The organism is Aliigemmobacter aestuarii (assembly GCF_004799285.1).
Taxonomy (GTDB): domain Bacteria; phylum Pseudomonadota; class Alphaproteobacteria; order Rhodobacterales; family Rhodobacteraceae; genus Aliigemmobacter; species Aliigemmobacter aestuarii.
This window is the reverse complement of the sequence record NZ_SSND01000001.1, coordinates 901,379-917,414: the sequence shown is the minus strand read 5'-3', so window position 1 is coordinate 917,414 and position 16,036 is coordinate 901,379. Positions and strand designations below refer to the sequence as shown.

The 16,036-nt window shown below is 67.0% G+C and carries 15 protein-coding genes; 10 read left to right on the top strand and 5 right to left on the bottom strand.

Going from position 1 to position 16,036, the window contains the following annotated elements; genetic code table 11:
- Positions 1-93 precede the first annotated feature (93 nt).
- The 6 genes from E7811_RS04445 to E7811_RS04415 all read left to right on the top strand — a co-directional run bounded on the left by E7811_RS04445 (position 94) and on the right by E7811_RS04415 (position 6,123).
- Entirely contained in the window at positions 94-1,113 is a 1,020-nt protein-coding gene (locus E7811_RS04445; protein ID WP_394345593.1) for a Hint domain-containing protein, read from the top strand.
- A 217-nt stretch (positions 1,114-1,330) separates the two neighbouring features.
- Positions 1,331-1,951 carry a 30S ribosomal protein S4 gene (gene rpsD / locus E7811_RS04440; protein ID WP_136393355.1) on the top strand — a complete coding sequence of 207 codons (621 nt, stop codon included), beginning with the start codon at positions 1,331-1,333 and terminating at the stop codon, positions 1,949-1,951.
- A 146-nt stretch (positions 1,952-2,097) separates the two neighbouring features.
- Positions 2,098-2,637 carry a TIGR00645 family protein gene (locus E7811_RS04435; RefSeq protein WP_136393354.1) on the top strand — a complete coding sequence of 180 codons (540 nt, stop codon included), beginning with the start codon at positions 2,098-2,100 and terminating at the stop codon, positions 2,635-2,637.
- A gap of 131 nt (positions 2,638-2,768) precedes the next feature.
- Positions 2,769-3,860 carry a histidinol-phosphate transaminase gene (gene hisC / locus E7811_RS04430; RefSeq protein ID WP_136393353.1) on the top strand — a complete coding sequence of 364 codons (1,092 nt, stop codon included), beginning with the start codon at positions 2,769-2,771 and terminating at the stop codon, positions 3,858-3,860.
- Complete coding sequence (locus tag E7811_RS04425; RefSeq protein WP_136393352.1) at positions 3,857-4,786, top strand: prephenate/arogenate dehydrogenase family protein; 930 nt, start codon at positions 3,857-3,859, stop codon at positions 4,784-4,786. Before hisC ends, E7811_RS04425 begins: the two co-directional genes overlap by 4 nt.
- Positions 4,783-6,123, top strand: coding sequence for an extensin-like domain-containing protein (locus E7811_RS04415; protein WP_246020209.1), 1,341 nt, complete (start codon positions 4,783-4,785; stop codon positions 6,121-6,123). The genes E7811_RS04425 and E7811_RS04415 overlap by 4 nt, the downstream gene beginning before the upstream one ends.
- A 30-nt stretch (positions 6,124-6,153) precedes the next feature.
- Here E7811_RS04415 and E7811_RS04410 read toward each other — a convergent pair whose 3' ends face one another.
- The gene (locus E7811_RS04410) at positions 6,154-7,143 is read right to left on the bottom strand and encodes a DUF2125 domain-containing protein (protein ID WP_168732922.1); all 990 of its coding nucleotides are present in this window, start codon (positions 7,141-7,143) and stop codon (positions 6,154-6,156) included.
- A 63-nt stretch (positions 7,144-7,206) separates the two neighbouring features.
- Here E7811_RS04410 and E7811_RS04405 point away from each other — a divergent pair, with 63 nt between their 5' ends.
- The 3 genes from E7811_RS04405 to E7811_RS04395 all read left to right on the top strand — a co-directional run bounded on the left by E7811_RS04405 (position 7,207) and on the right by E7811_RS04395 (position 10,636).
- Complete coding sequence (locus E7811_RS04405; protein ID WP_136393350.1) at positions 7,207-7,746, top strand: gamma-glutamylcyclotransferase; 540 nt, start codon at positions 7,207-7,209, stop codon at positions 7,744-7,746.
- 73 nt (positions 7,747-7,819) lie between these two features.
- A complete protein-coding gene (locus E7811_RS04400) occupies positions 7,820-9,007 on the top strand; it encodes a biopolymer transporter ExbB (protein WP_136393349.1) in 1,188 nt (395 codons plus the stop codon).
- 3 nt (positions 9,008-9,010) lie between these two features.
- Positions 9,011-10,636, top strand: coding sequence for a peptidoglycan -binding protein (locus E7811_RS04395; protein WP_136393348.1), 1,626 nt, complete (start codon positions 9,011-9,013; stop codon positions 10,634-10,636).
- 14 nt (positions 10,637-10,650) lie between these two features.
- Here the strand turns inward: E7811_RS04395 and E7811_RS04390 are convergent, their stop codons facing one another.
- From E7811_RS04390 to gloB, 4 genes are all read right to left on the bottom strand, one after another.
- On the bottom strand, positions 10,651-10,953 hold the full coding sequence (locus tag E7811_RS04390; RefSeq protein ID WP_136393347.1) for a hypothetical protein: 303 nt from the start codon (positions 10,951-10,953) through the stop codon (positions 10,651-10,653).
- Entirely contained in the window at positions 10,950-11,912 is a 963-nt protein-coding gene (locus E7811_RS04385) for a M23 family metallopeptidase (protein ID WP_136393346.1), read from the bottom strand. The genes E7811_RS04390 and E7811_RS04385 overlap by 4 nt, the downstream gene beginning before the upstream one ends.
- Positions 11,909-14,227 carry an ATP-dependent Clp protease ATP-binding subunit ClpA gene (clpA, locus tag E7811_RS04380; protein WP_136393345.1) on the bottom strand — a complete coding sequence of 773 codons (2,319 nt, stop codon included), beginning with the start codon at positions 14,225-14,227 and terminating at the stop codon, positions 11,909-11,911. The genes E7811_RS04385 and clpA overlap by 4 nt, the downstream gene beginning before the upstream one ends.
- A 184-nt stretch (positions 14,228-14,411) precedes the next feature.
- Entirely contained in the window at positions 14,412-15,179 is a 768-nt protein-coding gene (gene gloB / locus E7811_RS04375; RefSeq protein ID WP_136393344.1) for a hydroxyacylglutathione hydrolase, read from the bottom strand.
- Between the two features lie 63 nt (positions 15,180-15,242).
- Between gloB and E7811_RS04370 the strand changes: the two genes are divergently transcribed.
- Positions 15,243-16,001, top strand: coding sequence for a class I SAM-dependent methyltransferase (locus E7811_RS04370; protein WP_136393343.1), 759 nt, complete (start codon positions 15,243-15,245; stop codon positions 15,999-16,001).
- Positions 16,002-16,036: the final 35 nt, after the last annotated feature.

Genomic DNA, 16,036 nt, shown 5'->3' with positions numbered 1-16,036 from the left:
ACAAAGATAAAAAAACGAGCAGGCAAGACAGGCATGAAAACGGGCTCTCGGGGCACGTTTGTCATCTCTTGGTCGCAGACAGAAACAGACGGCTTGAAGGCCGCGCCTCTGGACGTGCTCAACGTCGGCGCCACATGGCGCTGGACGGGTGAGCCGGTACGAGTGGACGGCCCGCAGGGGCTTCTGATTCTGGAAGGCGCCGAAGGGGCGGCAGACATCCGCAAACGGGCCGCGCGCATGGTGCGGCGGCTGGTCGGCGCGGCAATCGGCAGACAGGATCACGCCAAGGGCGAAGACGCCCCGGACGATCAGGCTGAAGACGCCACGGAACAGGGCTTCATCGTCACAGATGGCCATCAAAGCTATACCGTCACACTGATCGACGTGCCCGATACCGGCGCGCGTCTGGTGATGTTTGTGGGCGACCTGCCGCTGCCGGACAGCGATCTCTGGGTGGTGCGCGTTGCCATCGACCGCACCCACCGCGGGGCCGGGGCACGGGCCGCGGGCGGGGTGATCTGCTTTACCCCCGAGACGATGATCGCCACGCCCGACGGGGCCAGGCGAATCCGCGACCTGCGCGAGGGCGACCGCATCCTGACCAAGGACAACGGCCCGCAAGAGGTGCTGTGGACCGGCAGTCGCCGGATGACCGGCGCACGGCTTTACGCCATGCCCCACCTGCGCCCGATCCGGTTCCGCGCGGGCGCCTTCGGGCCCCGTCGGCCTGATGAGGATCTGCTGGTTTCGCCCCAGCACAGGATGCTTGTGAAGGGTGCCGCGGCGCGGGCGCTGTTCAACGCCGACGAGGTGCTTGTGGCGGCCGAGGACCTGCTGAACGACCACAGCATCGTCATCGACCACATGATGCGCGAAGTCACCTATGTGCACATCCTGCTGGAGCGTCACAACATCGTCTTCGCCAACGGGCTGGAAACCGAAAGCTTCCATCCGTCGAACACGGCCTTCGACACGATCGACGCCGCCGCGCGCGACCGCCTGCTGCATCTTCTGCCGGGAATCGACCAGAACCCGCAGACCTATGGCGATTACGCCCGGCGCAACCTTTCCGCGTCCGAGGCCGCGATCCTGCGGCACGACCTGGCGGCCTGAGGAAGAAAGGGCAGGGGGGCAGCGCCCCCTTTCCCCGGCAATTTCGCGCGTGATGGCCACCGGGCGTTGACAGTGCCTCCCCCACCTGTATAAGCGCGCCACTGTCCCGGAAGCGATTCCGGGGCTTTTCATTGGTGTTGGTGGCCCCCGCAAGGGGATGCCTGTCGGCCGCAAGGCAAAGGACAACGCCCTTCACATATGACGAAGGAGATCAGCGGTGACCAAACGCACCTCTGCCAAGTATAAGATCGACCGCCGCATGGGCGAAAACATCTGGGGCCGCCCCAAGTCGCCCGTGAACAAGCGCGAATACGGCCCCGGCCAGCACGGCCAGCGCCGCAAGAACAAGCTGTCGGATTTCGGCACCCAGCTGCGCGCCAAGCAGAAACTGAAGGGCTATTACGGCGACCTGACCGAAAAGCAGTTCCGCAAGATCTATGGCGAAGCCGAACGCGTCAAGGGCGACACCGGCGAAATGCTGGTGGGCCTGCTGGAGCGCCGCCTGGACGCCGTGGTCTATCGCGCCAAGTTCGTTCCGACCATCTTCGCCGCCCGCCAGTTCGTGAACCATGGCCATGTGACCGTGAACGGCAAGCGCGTGAACATCGCTTCCTACCGCGTGAAGGAAGGCGACGTGATCGAGCTTCGCCAGAAGTCCAAGCAACTGGCCCTCGTGCTGGAAGCCGTGGCCCTGACCGAGCGTGACGTGCCCGACTACATCGAGGTCGACCATTCGAAGATGACCGCCAAGTTCGTGCGCACGCCCTCGCTGGGTGACGTGCCCTATCCGGTCGTCATGGAACCGAACCTCGTCGTCGAATACTACGCCAAGAACTGATCCGTTCAGGATCATTTCGAAAAAGGCCCGCCGTCGTGCGGGCCTTTTGCGTTCCATGGCCCCCCTTCTGCGGCGAGGCGGCCCCTTTCCGAATCCTCCGCTTTCCCGTATCGGCTGGCGCGTTGCACATTCTGGCGAGGGTAGCGATGGCAGCCGACAAGACATCGGTCGAGGCGCGTATGGAACAGGGGCTTTTCGCCTCGCGCTGGCTGATGGCGCCGATGTATCTGGGCCTGGTCGTCAGCCTTGCGATGCTGACGGTCGTGTTCGTCAAGGAACTGGCCTATTACGCGGGCAAGACCCTGACGATGACGGCCGATCAGGCGATCCTTGCGATCCTGACGCTGATCGACCTGACGCTGGCGGCGAACCTGCTTTTGATCGTGCTGTTTTCCGGATACGAGAATTTCGTGTCCAAGCTGGACCTGACCGATAACAAGGACCGCCCGGCCTGGATGGGCAAGGTCGATTTCTCGGGGCTGAAGATGAAGCTGATCGCCTCGATCGTGGCGATTTCGGGCATCCATCTGCTGAAGGTCTTCATGGAAATCGGCAAGGCGGCCGACGGCCGCGCAGTGAACGAAAGCCAGCTTCTGTGGATGGTCGTCATCCATCTGACCTTCGTGCTGTCCGGCGTGCTTCTGGCCCTGATGGACTGGCTGGGCGCCCGCAGCGCCAAGGGGTGAAGGCGGCAGCCGCCGAAGCTGCGGCGCATCGTCCCGCGCGCGGTCAAGTTGACGCTGGCAATGCGCCCGGTCGGTCGGTAATACGCAGGCAAGACCGGGCCGGACCCACCGCCCGACCGTTGGAGAGCCACATGACGAACGCCATCCGCCCGCAACCCGGCATCATGGACATCGACCTTTATGTCGGTGGCAAGGCCCATGTCGCCGGGGTGCAGAACGTGGTCAAGCTCAGCTCGAACGAAAACCCGTTCGGCCCTTCGGACAAGGCGCGCGAGGCTTTCGCGCGGTCGGTCCACCAGATCCACCGCTATCCTTCCACCGATCATGCCGATCTGCGCGCGGCGATTGCCGATGTGCATGGCATGGACCCTGACCGGGTCATCTGCGGCGTGGGCTCGGACGAGATCATCATGCTGCTCTGCCAGGCTTATGCCGGGCCGGGCGATGAGGTGATCCATACCGAACACGGGTTCCTGATGTATTCGATCTCGGCCAAGGCGGTGGGTGCGACGCCGGTCCAGGTGCCGGAACGCGACCGCACCACCGATGTGGATGCAATCCTTGCCGCCTGCACCGACCGCACGCGGCTGGTGTTCCTTGCCAACCCGAACAACCCGACCGGCACGATGATCGCCGAGGCCGAGGTGGCGCGCCTGGCCGACAGCCTGCCGCCGCAGGCCATGCTGGTGCTGGACGGGGCCTATGCCGAATATGTCGAGGATTTCGACGCGGGCCTTGCCCTGATCGAGGCGCGCGGGAACGTTGTGATGACCCGGACCTTTTCCAAGATCTACGGCCTTGGCGGGCTGCGGATCGGCTGGGGCTATGGCCCGCGCGAAATCATCGACGTGCTGAACCGGATCCGGCAGCCCTTCAACCTGTCCAACACCCAGCTTGACGTGGCCGAAGCCGCGGTGCGCGACCAGGCCTATGTGACCAAATGCCGGGACGAAAACGCGCGCATGCGCCATTGGCTGGCCGAGGCGCTGGCGGCGCTTGGCGTGCCCTCCGATACCTCGATGGCGAATTTCGTGCTGGCGCGGTTCCACGATGCCGCCGAGGCCGAGGCCTGCGATGCCTGGCTGCAATCGCAGGGGCTGATCGTGCGGCGGGTGGCCAGCTACAACCTGCCGCATTGCCTCAGGATCACGGTGGGGGACGAGGCAAGCTGCCGCCGGGTGGCCCATGCAGTGGGTGAGTTCAAGCGGGGCGCGCAGGGATGACGGTGATCTACAAGAAGGTGGCGCTGATCGGGCTGGGGCTGATCGCCTCGTCGATGGCGCATGCGATGCGCACGAAGGGGCTGGCGGCCGAAATCACCGGCCACGCGAAATCGGCCGAAACCCGCGCCACCGCGCTGGACATTGGCCTGTGCGACAGCGTCTTTGCCACGGCGGCCGAGGCGGTGGCGGGGGCCGACCTTGTCGTTCTGGCGGTTCCGGTGGGGGCCATGGGGGCGATCGCCGCCGAAATCGGGCCGCATCTGGCACCAGGCGCGACCGTGACCGACGTCGGATCGGTCAAGCAGGCGGTGATCGACGCGGTGGCGCCGCATGTGCCTGAAGGCGTGCATTTCATCCCCGGCCATCCCATCGCGGGCACCGAACATTCCGGGCCGCGGTCGGGCTTTGCCACGCTGTTCGTGAACCGCTGGTGGCTGCTGACGCCGGTGCCCGGCTCCGACCCCGAGGCCACACGGCGCCTGCGCCTGTTTTGCGAGGGGATGGGCGCCAAGGTCGACGAGATGGACGCGCCGCACCACGATCTTGTTCTGGCGGTCACAAGCCATACGCCGCACCTGATCGCCTATACGATGGTGGGCGTCGCCGATGACCTGCGCCGCGTCACCGACAGCGAGGTGATCCAGTATTCGGCGGCGGGTTTCCGCGACTTTACGCGGATTGCCGCCAGTGACCCCACCATGTGGCGCGATGTGTTCTTGACGAACAAGGAAGCGACGCTGGATATTCTGGGCAGGTTCACCGAAGAGCTTTTTGCGTTGCAAAGGGCGATCCGGCTGGGGGATGGCGATCACCTGCACGCCTATTTCACCCGCACCCGCGCGATCCGCCGAGGCATCATCGAGGCCGGGCAGGACACGGCGGCGCCGGACTTCGGTCGTGTGGCTGCGTCGTCGGGGGATAAATGAGGAAATCAGGTCTGGTTCTGGTGGTGGCGGTCGCGCTTTTTGCGGGCGCCGTTCAGGCGCAGGATGCGCAATCGCCGACCCGCCCGATGCCGCGCCCGATGGCCGTTGTGGCCGATGCTGCGGGCTTGCCCCTTCTGCGCCCCAGGCCTCGCCCCGAACCCGCAGCCGCGGCCATGCCCGGCACCGTTCCCCTGGCCGAGACGGCGGCGGGGCCGACCCTGACCGCCGATGCCACGCCCCGGCGTCCGGCCGAAGCCGCGACCACGCTCGCCGCCCTGCCGGTGCTGATCCCGGCGCCGGCGCAAACCGGTGTTCCGGCCCTTGCCGGCGCAACGCTTCCCGCGATCCCGCCCCACGCCCCGGCACCGGCCGCAGCCACCTTGCGCGAACGCGTGACGGTGTCGACCTCGGGCCAGCGGGTTCCGCAGGCTGCGCGTTCTCTGGCGGGGCAGGATGAGGTGATCGTCGCGGCGGCCACAGCCGACAGCCCGCGCCCGCGCCTGCGTCCAGCGACCTCAGGGCCGGTCGTGCCCGCGGCGGCCAAGGCTCCCGTCGCCATGATCGACCCGCTTCCCCGCCCAAGGGCGCGCCCCGCCGCGCTGGTCCGGGCGGTGCCTGCCGCCCCCGAACCGGCGACGGCGCAAGCCACCGAGGCCCCGGCCACCGAAGCCGCGCCGGTGGTCCTTGCGGGTCTTGCCCGCAGCCTCCGGCCCGAGGCGCGGCCCAAGGGGCTGACCAAGCGAAGGGCCTCCGAGGAACCCGCAATCATCCAGGCGGCGGCTGTCAAGGTCCAGCCTGGCGGCGTTGGCATCCTGCCGAAGAAGGGGTCGATTTGCGGTGACAGGTCGATCCGCGGCGAGACGATGGGGCGCATCACCGCCAAGGTCGCGGGCTGCGGGATCGAGGAACCCGTTAAGGTCACGCATGTGGCAGGCGTCAAGTTGAGCCAGGCCGCGCTGATGGATTGCCCGACGGCGCTGGCGCTGCGGAGCTGGGTCGAAAACGGATTGCAGCCGAGCTTTGGCCGGAACCCGGTGGTCGAACTCAAGGTCGCTGGCCACTATGTCTGCCGCACCCGCAACCACAAGAAGGGCGCCAAGGTTTCCGAACACGGCAAGGGGCGGGCGATCGACATTTCCGGCTTCACGCTGGCCAATGGCAAGACGATCTCGATCCTGAAGGGCTGGCGCGGGGATTACGGCAAGGCCATCCGGGCCGCGCACAAGGCCGCCTGCGGGCCGTTCGGCACCACGCTTGGCCCGGGTTCCGACGGCTATCACGAAGACCACCTGCATTTCGACACCGCGCGCTACCGCAGCGGCCCGTACTGCCGCTGAACGGCCTGCCCGACCCGTGTCGCCGGGGCGTCAGCGCAAGCGGGGGGCGGGGCCGAGAGGCCAGGTGCCCAGAACCGTCATGCCATTGGCAAAGCTCAGGGGCAGGGTCAGCGTTTCGGGCGTGCCATCCTGCTGGGCCATCCCCGAAAGCATGGCCGTCACGACGAACAGCGCGTCGGGCTGGATCACGCCCGCCGCCTGAAGGGCTGCGGGCAGCACGCGCCAGCCGGTTACCTCTACGGTCAGGGTTCCTTCGGCCAGACCGGCGGCATCGGGGCGAAGCTCTCCTTTCGCCGTCACCGTCAGGTCGCCCCAGACCAGATCGGCCTGATCCACGCTGAGGCCCGTCAGCACCGGCAGGCTTTCGGGCGCGGCGGGGCGGATCGGCCCGTCGAACCGCGCCACACCGCCAAGGTTCGCCCGCGCGATCACATCCGGCAGCCCCGCCGAGGCGAACAGCGCCATCAGGCCGGGATCGGGCCGCAGGTTCGTAGCCAGGAAGGCGTATTCATGCGCATTTTCGGCCAGAGGCTCCTGACGCGTCGCGATCCGCAGCGTTTCGGCCCCGGCGATCGGCCCGCCCGAGGCGTTGGCCTCCAGCGCGTCCACGGCGATATTCATCCGGTCAAGCGGCAGTGCGGTGCCCGGCTCCATCACCAGCGAGCCCTTGAAACTGTCTGACCGCAGCGTGATGACGTCCCCCGGCAGGGTGATCGTCTGTTCTGGCGGCAGGGCGGCGATCAGGTGCCACGGCTTGTAGGACAGCGAAAAGACCTGCGCGAAGGGCGCGGCCCATTCGACCCCCGCCTGCGGATCGCCAAAGCGTGGATCGGTCAGCGTCAGGTCGAAACGGTTGGGAAAGCCGCGCAGCGAAAGGTCCGATGTTTCGGCGACAAGCCCCTGCGCCTGAAGCCCGGCCAGTTGCGATTCAATCGCTGTCCGCGCCGCACTTGCCCCCACGAACCAGTAGCCGCTGTAGATCGCGGTCAAACCGGCCACCCCCCAGATGATCGCGCGCATCCTCGCCCCTTTTCCTTTGTCCGCTCTCCCATTATCAGCCAATCCCGACGGAGGGCCAGTGTGATGCATACCCCGCTTTGGGTTTTCGGCTACGGATCGCTGATCTGGCATCCCGGTTTTCCGGTGGCCGAACGGCGTGTCGCGCGTCTGGCCGGGTGGCACCGGTCGTTCTGCATGCGGTCGATCCATCATCGCGGAACCGAGGAAAGGCCGGGCCTCGTGCTGGCGCTGGACCGCGCCGGGGGCGCGCACTGCGACGGCGTGGCCTTCCGTGTGGCCGAAGGCGCCGAGGACGAAACCCTGGCCGCGCTGCGCGAACGCGAACTGATCTCGTCGGCCTACCTTGAAGAGTGGCTGGCCCTCAGCCTTGAGGGCGGTGCCGAGGTGACGGCGCTGACCTATGTGATCGATCCCGCGCACTGGCAGTATTGCGGCGGTCTGGCGCTGGAAGAACAGGCGCGGATCATCGCCGGCGCGGTCGGCGGGCGCGGGCCGAACTGCGAATATCTGTTCAACACGGCCGCGCACCTTTCCGAACTGGGCATCGGTGATGCCGATCTGGAATGGCTGGCAGCCCGTGTCGCGGAATTGAAGCGACCCTAGGCCAAACCGCTTGGCAGAGGCTCGTGCTTGCCCCTATTGTCGGGACATCGAAACGAAGGGGCCACACCTTCCGATGGACAAGAGCAGAGCCGCGGTGAAGCCGGTCTTCACCCAGCCCATCCGCCAGATCACCCTGATGCTGATCGTGATCGGCCTTTTCATCGCGGGCGCCTGGGTGGCCTATCCCATGGTGTCGGGGGTGTTCTGGGCCAATCCGATGCTGAACGGGTTCATCGGGTTCGTCTTTGTGATCGGCATCCTGTCCTGCATCTGGCAGGTCGTGCAACTTGTGCAGTCGGTCAGCTGGATCGAGGCTTTCGTTCAGGCGCGCGCGGAACAGGGCCATGCGCCGCGGCTGCTGGCGCCGCTGGCCGCGCTGTTGCGGGCGCGGGGGGCCGAGATGCAGATCTCCGCCTCCTCCGCCCGGTCGATCCTCGATTCCGTCGCCACCCGCATCGACGAGGCGCGCGACATCACGCGCTATCTGGCGAACCTGCTGATTTTCCTGGGGCTTCTGGGCACATTCTACGGCCTTGCGACCACCGTGCCGGCGGTGGTGGAAACCATCCGCGCGCTGAAGCCCGAGGAAGGGCAATCGGGGCTTGAGGTCTTCGACAAGCTGATGAGCGGCCTTGAGGCGCAGCTTGGCGGCATGGGCACGGCGTTTTCATCCTCGCTTCTGGGGCTGGTGGGATCGCTGGTCGTGGGCCTGCTGGAGCTTTTCGCCGGCCACGGGCAGAACCGGTTCTACCGCGAGCTTGAGGAATGGCTGTCCTCCTTTACCCGGCTCGGTTTTGCCGGGGCCGATGGTGACGGCGCGGGCGAGGGCGAGGCGGGCACGGTGGTGCAGGTTCTGGATCACCTGACGCGGCAGCTTGACGCGCTGCATCAGATGCAGGCGGAAACCGACACGCGGCGCGCGCTTCTGGATGAACGGATCGCCGAGATGGTCCAGTCCGTCGGGCGCCTGACCGACCGCATGGCCGAAGGCGAGGGCCAGTCGGCGGCGCTTCTGCCCGCGCTGGAACGGATCGCCGAAGGCCAGGAACGCGTGATCGCGGCCCTTGGCGGCGGCGAGGGCGGCGGAGATGCCGAAAGCCGGATGCGCCTGAGGTCGATCGACGTGCAGCTTCTGCGCATCCTCGAAGAGATCTCCGCCGGGCGTCAGGAAAGCGTGGCCGACCTGCGGGCGGATCTGACGGCGCTTACGGCGGCGGTCAGGCAGCTGTCGCGCGTGGCCACCGGCCGGACGGGGGGCTGAGCCATGGCGCTGGCGCGGCGCGGATCGGTCAGAACGGGCGACGGGGTCATCTGGCCCGGTTTCGTCGATGCGATGACCGCGCTGCTGATGGTCCTGATGTTCGTGCTGACCATCTTCATGCTGGTTCAATCTGTCCTGCGCGAAACCATTTCCTCGCAGGATGACGAACTTGACGCGCTGACCGCGCAGGTCGCAAGTCTGGCTGATGCGCTTGGGCTGGAACGCAACCGCGCCAGCCAGTTGCAGGCCGACATCGGGCGCCTGCGGTCCGACCTGACCGCGGCCGAAGCGCGGGGCGAGGAACAGTCGGCACTGATCGCCACGCTTACCGGCCAGCTGACCGCGCGCGAGGGCGAACTGGCCGCCGCGCAGACGCGGATCGCGAGTTTCGAGGAACAGGTGGCGACCCTTCTGGCCGAACGCGACGCCGCACGGGGCGATGTGGCGACGCTGACGGCCTCGGTCGAGGATCTGAAGGCCGCCGAAGCGCGCCTGATTTCCGACGCCGAGGCGATGCGGCTGGCGCTGGCCACCGCGCGCCAGGAGGTCGACGCCCAGACCGAGGCCGCACGCCTTGCCGCCGCACAACGCGAGGCGCTGGAGGTGCTGATCGCCGATCTTCGCAGGCGGACGGCCGATGCCGAAACAAGGGCCAGCGCGGCCGAAACCACCCTGACCGAAGCCGAAACCGCCCGTCTGGCCGATGCCGCGGCCCTTCAGGCGCTGCGCGAAAGGCTGGCGGGGGCGGATGCGGAACTGATCGCCATGACCCTGGCGCTGGAAGAACAGCGCAAGCGCGCCGAGGAAACGCTGACCCTGCTGGCGGCGGCCCAGACCGAAGCCGCCCGCCAGGCGCAGGATGTGACCGGGAAGGATGCGCTTCTGGCCGCCGCCGAAAAGGCGCTGTCCGAGGAACAGGCGCAGTCGGCCGAGGCGCAACGGCGCGTGGCGCTGTTGAACGAACAGATCGCGCAGCTGACCGCGCAACTGGGCGTGTTGCAGGGATTGCTGGACGCGGCGGCCGAAAAGGACGCGGCGGCGCGGGTCCAGCTTGAATCGCTGGGATCGCAGCTGAACTCCGCGCTGGCGCAGGTGGCCGCCGAACAGAAGCGCCGCGCCGAACTGGAAGAAGCCGAACGCAAGCGGCTTGAGGCCGAAAAGCAGGATCTGGAACGCTTCCGGTCGGAATTCTTCGGGCAGTTGCGGCAGGTTCTGGCGGGGCGCGAGGGCGTGCGGATCGTGGGCGATCGGTTCGTCTTTTCCTCCGAGGTGCTGTTCAATCCGGGGGCGGCCGATCTGGCGCCCGAGGGCCGGTCGCAGATCGCCGGGGTGGTGGCCACGCTGAACGAGGTCGCGGGCCAGATCCCGCCGGGGATCGACTGGGTGATCCGGGTCGATGGGCATACCGACAACGTGCCCCTGTCCGGTCAGGGCGAATTCGCCGACAACTGGGAACTGAGCCAGGCCCGCGCGCTTTCGGTGGTGCGTTTCATGCAGGATGAACTGGGTTTTCCGCCAAACCGGATGGCGGCGACGGGTTTTGGCGAATATCAGCCCGTCGCCAGCGGCGACAGCGCCGAGGCGCGGGCGCAGAACCGGCGGATCGAACTGAAACTGACCGAACGCTGACGCGGCGGGGCGGGCTATTGCCCGCCGTCCTGCAGCCAGTCCAGAACATCCTGCCAGCTGACGCGCCCGTCATCGGGGCCGTAATGGCCCAGCCGGTCGCGCGCTTTCCAGAAGGTGGCGCGCAGGATATCGTCATCCTGAACCTGCGTCTCGGTCTCTTCCCGGGTGATGCTGTCACCGTCCACCTGCAGCCAAAGCCCGCCCTCGCGGCGGATATGGGAATAGCTTTCCCTGTTGCCGGTCAGGCTGATCCCGCGTCGGCGGATCAGGATATCGAGGATCGCGGCGGCGATGTCGGGCGGAGGCGCGCCCGTCATCCGTCGATCCGTGCCGCGATGACGATCCGGTCGATCTCGGCGCCCGCGCGGATCAGGACGGCCTCGCCAGTGTAATCGCCCACGGGCCAGCCGGACGGGCCGCGCAGCCGTTTTCCCACCGCGCGAAAGGCCTGCGCCTGTGTCCGGTCAAGCGGGACGGTTTCGGAAATCACCTCGCCCTCGGGGCCGGTGATCGTCAAGCGCAGTTCGTCGCCCGCCCGGTTGCCGAAGTAATAGCCCCAGATCACCAGCGCGGGCGCCTTGGCGGGCAGGACCGCGCGCGCGGGCATTCCGGCCTTGACCGCCTCGTATTTCGGCACGGCGATGTCGAACCCCGCCGCGATCAACCCGCCGGGCCGGTAGGCGGGCGGATCGGACCAGAGCGGTGGCGCGGTTTCGCCGCAGGCCAGCGTGCCGTCGGGGTCGAACGGATCGACGGTTTGCCCATCCTTGCGGACGGTGACGTGCAGGTGCGGAAACTCTGTCCGGCCCGACAGGCCGACCTGCCCGAGCGGCGTGCCCGCCGCCACGCTGTCGCCGCTGCGCACCGCGACCGACCCGCGCGCCATGTGGCAATACTGGGTCTGCCAGCCCTGCCCGTGGTCGATCACCACGCCGTTGCCGCAATCGCGCCCCTCAAGCGGCGGCGCGGCAGGATCCGAGACCAGGATGTCGGGCATCCCGTCGCGAACGCCAAGGACCGTGCCGGGGGCCGCTGCGCGAACCGTCACGCCGGCCTGCAACGCGGCAAGCGACGGCAGGGCGATGTCGGTGCCCTCGTGCCCGTCATAGGCCAGCGTCCCGCAGGCGAAATCGGTGACGCCGGGGCCGGGGTCGCGATCGACATATTGCTGGATGAAACAGGTTTCGCCCGGCGTGCAATCGACCGGCCAGTTCAATTCAAAGGCCCCCGCCGGGCAGGCGAGGGCCAATATCAGCGCGCAGGCCGCGCGGGTCATTCCGCCGTCAGAAGCGGCGGCTTGGACCGCGTGAGGCGGGGCTTCTGCGGTTCCTCGACGATCAGGTCGATGGCGTCGTCCTTGACCGCCACACGCACCACGCCACCCTTCTGCAACCGGCCGAACAGCAGTTCCTCGGCCAGCGGCTTCTTGATGTTCTCCTGGATCACACGGGCCAGCGGGCGGGCGCCCATCTTGTCGTCATAGCCCTTGTCTCCCAGCCATTTCGCGGCCTCGGGCGTCAGCTCGATATGGACGCCACGATCCATCAGCTGCGCCTCAAGCTGCATGACGAACTTCTCGACCACCTGAAGGATCGTGTCCTTGGCCAGCGGCGCGAAGCTGATCACCGCATCCAGACGGTTGCGGAATTCGGGCGTGAACAGCCGTTCGATGGCAGCCGTATCCTCGCCCTCGCGGCGGTCGCGGCCAAAGCCGAAGGCGGCCTTCTGCATGTCGGCGGCGCCCGCGTTCGAGGTCATGATCAGGATCACGTTGCGGAAATCCACCTGCCGGCCGTTGTGGTCGGTCAGCTTGCCGTGATCCATCACCTGCAGCAGGATGTTGTAGACATCCGGATGCGCCTTCTCGATCTCGTCCAGCAGAAGCACGCAATGCGGGTGCTGGTCGACGCCATCGGTCAGCATGCCGCCCTGGTCAAAGCCGACATAGCCCGGAGGCGCGCCGATCAGGCGGGAAACCGCGTGCTTTTCCATGTATTCCGACATGTCGAAGCGCAACAGTTCCACCCCGAGCGAGCTTGCAAGCTGCTTGGCCACCTCGGTCTTGCCGACGCCCGTGGGGCCTGCGAACAGGTAGTTGCCGATGGGCTTTTCCGGCTCGCGCAGGCCGGCGCGGGCCAGCTTGATCGCCGCCGTCAGCGCCTCCACGGCCTTGTCTTGGCCAAAGACCACCCGCTTCAGCGCGCCTTCGAGATCGCGCAGAACTTCGGCATCGTCCTTGGACACGTTCTTCGGCGGGATGCGCGCGATCTTGGCGACCACGGCCTCGATCTCTTTCGGGCCGATCGTCTTGCGCCGCTTGGACGGGGCCAGCAGATGCTGGGCCGCGCCCGCCTCGTCGATCACGTCGATCGCCTTGTCGGGCAGCTTGCGGTCATGGATGTAGCGCGCGGCCAGTTCCACGGCGGTGCGGATCGCATCGCGCGTGTAGGTCAGATCGTGATGCTCCTCGAAATAGGGTTTCAGCCCCATCAGGATCTTGACGCTGTCCTCGACCGAAGGCTCGTTCACGTCGATCTTCTGGAACCGCCGCGACAGCGCCCGGTCCTTTTCGAAGTGCTGGCGGAATTCCTTGTAGGTGGTCGATCCCATGCAACGCAGCTTGCCGCCCTGCAGCGCGGGCTTCAGCAGGTTCGAGGCATCCATCGCCCCGCCCGAGGTGGCACCCGCGCCGATCACGGTGTGGATCTCGTCGATGAAGAGGATGGCGTCGGGGTGGTCTTCCAGTTCCTTGACCACCGCCTTCAGCCGTTCCTCGAAATCGCCGCGATACCGCGTGCCCGCCAGAAGCGCGCCCATGTCGAGCGAAAAGATCGTCGCCCCGGCCAGAACGTCGGGCACTTCCTTCGAGATGATCTTGCGCGCCAGCCCTTCGGCGATGGCGGTCTTGCCCACGCCCGGATCGCCCACCAGAAGCGGGTTGTTCTTGCGGCGGCGGCACAGCACCTGGATGCAGCGTTCCACTTCGGTTTCGCGCCCGATCAGCGGGTCCACGTCACCCTTGCGGGCCTTGACGTTTAGATCGACGCAGTATTTCGACAGCGCGCTTTCCTTGGCCTCGCCCGCTTCGCCCTTGGGCGTCTCGTGCTGGTCCTCGGCGCCGGTCACGGGGCGGGCTTCGCCGTATTCGGGGTTCTTGGCCACGCCGTGCGCGATGAAATTCACCGCGTCATAGCGCGTCATGTCCTGTTCCTGAAGGAAGTAGGCGGCGTTCGATTCCCGTTCGGCGAAGATCGCCACAAGGACATTCGCGCCCGTCACCTCGGTCCGGCCGGAGGATTGCACATGGATCGCCGCGCGCTGGATCACGCGCTGGAAGGCGGCGGTGGGAACCGCCTCGCTGCCCTCGACCTCGGTCACGAGGGTCGACAGGTCATCGTCGATGAAATCGGTCAGCGTCTTGCGCAGCTCGTCCAGATTGACGGCGCAGGCCTTCATCACGCGCGCCGCATCGGGTTCGTCGATCAGGGCAAGCAGCAGATGTTCCAGCGTCGCCAGTTCATGGCGGTGCTGGTTCGCGATGGCCAGAGCCTGATGGATTGCCTGCTCGAGTGTTGTCGAAAAAGATGGCACGCTTTTGCGCTCCCGTCCTGCGGTCTGGGGGGCCGTGGGGCCCGCGTCGACCATGGCCTCATACTATTAGACTTCGGTTCTTTTGCCCGGGCTTCAAGTGCTAATTGCCGGATTTGGCGCTTTTGCGGGATGTCGTCGCAAAATGTGATCGGCAGGCGGCAGATCGAACGGCGGCGTGATCGTTTCAGAAGCGGTTCTTCATCGCCCTGAGTTCGGCAAAGACCTCCTGATCGCTCGCCCCGTCCAGCCCGAGCGTCCTTCTGATATGGGGGTCGGAGGCGCGAAGAAAAGGGTTGGTCGCCAATTCTCCGGAAAGGCGCGAGGGCACGGTGGCCCGGCCCTCGGCGCGGGCCTTGACCACGCGCATCATGCGCGCGGCCAGTGCGGGGTTCGTGCTGTCGACGGTCAGGGCAAAGCGCAGGTTGGACTGGGTGTATTCATGGCCCGAACAGATCCGGGTCGAGGCGGGCAGGGCGGCCAGTTTGGAAAGGCTGTCCCACATCTGTGCAGGTGTCCCTTCGAACAGGCGGCCACAGCCGCCCGCCATCAGGCTATCGCCGGTAAAGGCCAGACCGCTTTCGGGGAAGTGAAAGGCGATGTGGCCGACGGTGTGGCCGGGCACGTCGATCACATGACCCGCCTCGGTGCCCACGGTGACGATGTCGCCTTCCTTCAAGGCGCGGTCGAGGGAGGGCAGGCGGTGCGCATCGGCCGCGGCCCCCGCCACCCTGGCGCCGGTCGCCGCGCGGATCGCGGCCACCCCGTCGATATGGTCGCCGTGATGGTGGGTCAGGAAGATGTCGGTCAGCCGCCATTCGCGGCTTTCCAGCGCGGCAAGGACCGGCGCGGCCTCGGGCGCGTCGAAAAGAGCCGTGTCGCCCGTTTCGGGGTCATGCAGCAGAAAGGCATAATTGTCGGCGAGGCAGGGAATCGTCACCAGTTCGAGCGGCATGGTCTTTCCGGCTTTGTCGGGTATGATCTCCCCCGACTGTCCCCGGAACGGGCCGCGAATGCAATGCATCTGGATGTGCTTGACCTGCGCAATTTCTATTACCGGACCCAGCTGGGCCGGGTGGCGCAGCGCGCGATCCGCGATCAGCTGGTGAGCTTCTGGCCGAATGCGCAGGGCCAGACCGTGGCGGGCTTCGGCTTTGCCGTGCCGCTCTTGCGCCCCTTCCTGACCGACGCGCGCCGGGTGATCGGCCTGATGCCCGCGCCGCAGGGCGTGATGCCCTGGCCCGCGGGGATGGAAAATGTCTCGGTCCTTTGCGAGGAAACGAACTGGCCGCTGGCCACGGGCATGGTCGACCGGCTGGTGCTGATGCACGGGCTTGAGACATCGGAAAACCCCTCGGCCGTGCTGGCCGAGGCGCATCGCGTGCTTGGCCCCGGCGGGCGGGCGGTTTTCGTCGTGCCGAACCGGTCGGGCCTCTGGGCGCGGCGCGACGGCACACCCTTCGGCTTCGGGCGGCCCTATTCGCTGAGCCAGCTCGAAGCGCAGTTGCGCCGTCACGAGTTCACGCCCGAGCGTCACCTTTCGGTGCTGCATGCGCCGCCCTCGCATCAGCGGTTCTGGATGCGGATGGCGGGGGTGCTGGAAGGCGCGGGGCGGCGGTTCGCGCCCTGGCTGGCGGGCGGGGTGCTGATGGTGGAAGCCTCCAAGCAGGTCTATGCCCCCACCCGTGGCGGGCTTGGCGCCGTGGTGCGCCGTCCGTTGCGGGTGCTGGAAGGGGTCGGCCAGCCGGTTCCCAGCCCGCGCCTGCCCAAGGGGTGATTCACCCGCCGGACCCGCCGCAGCATGCAATCCGG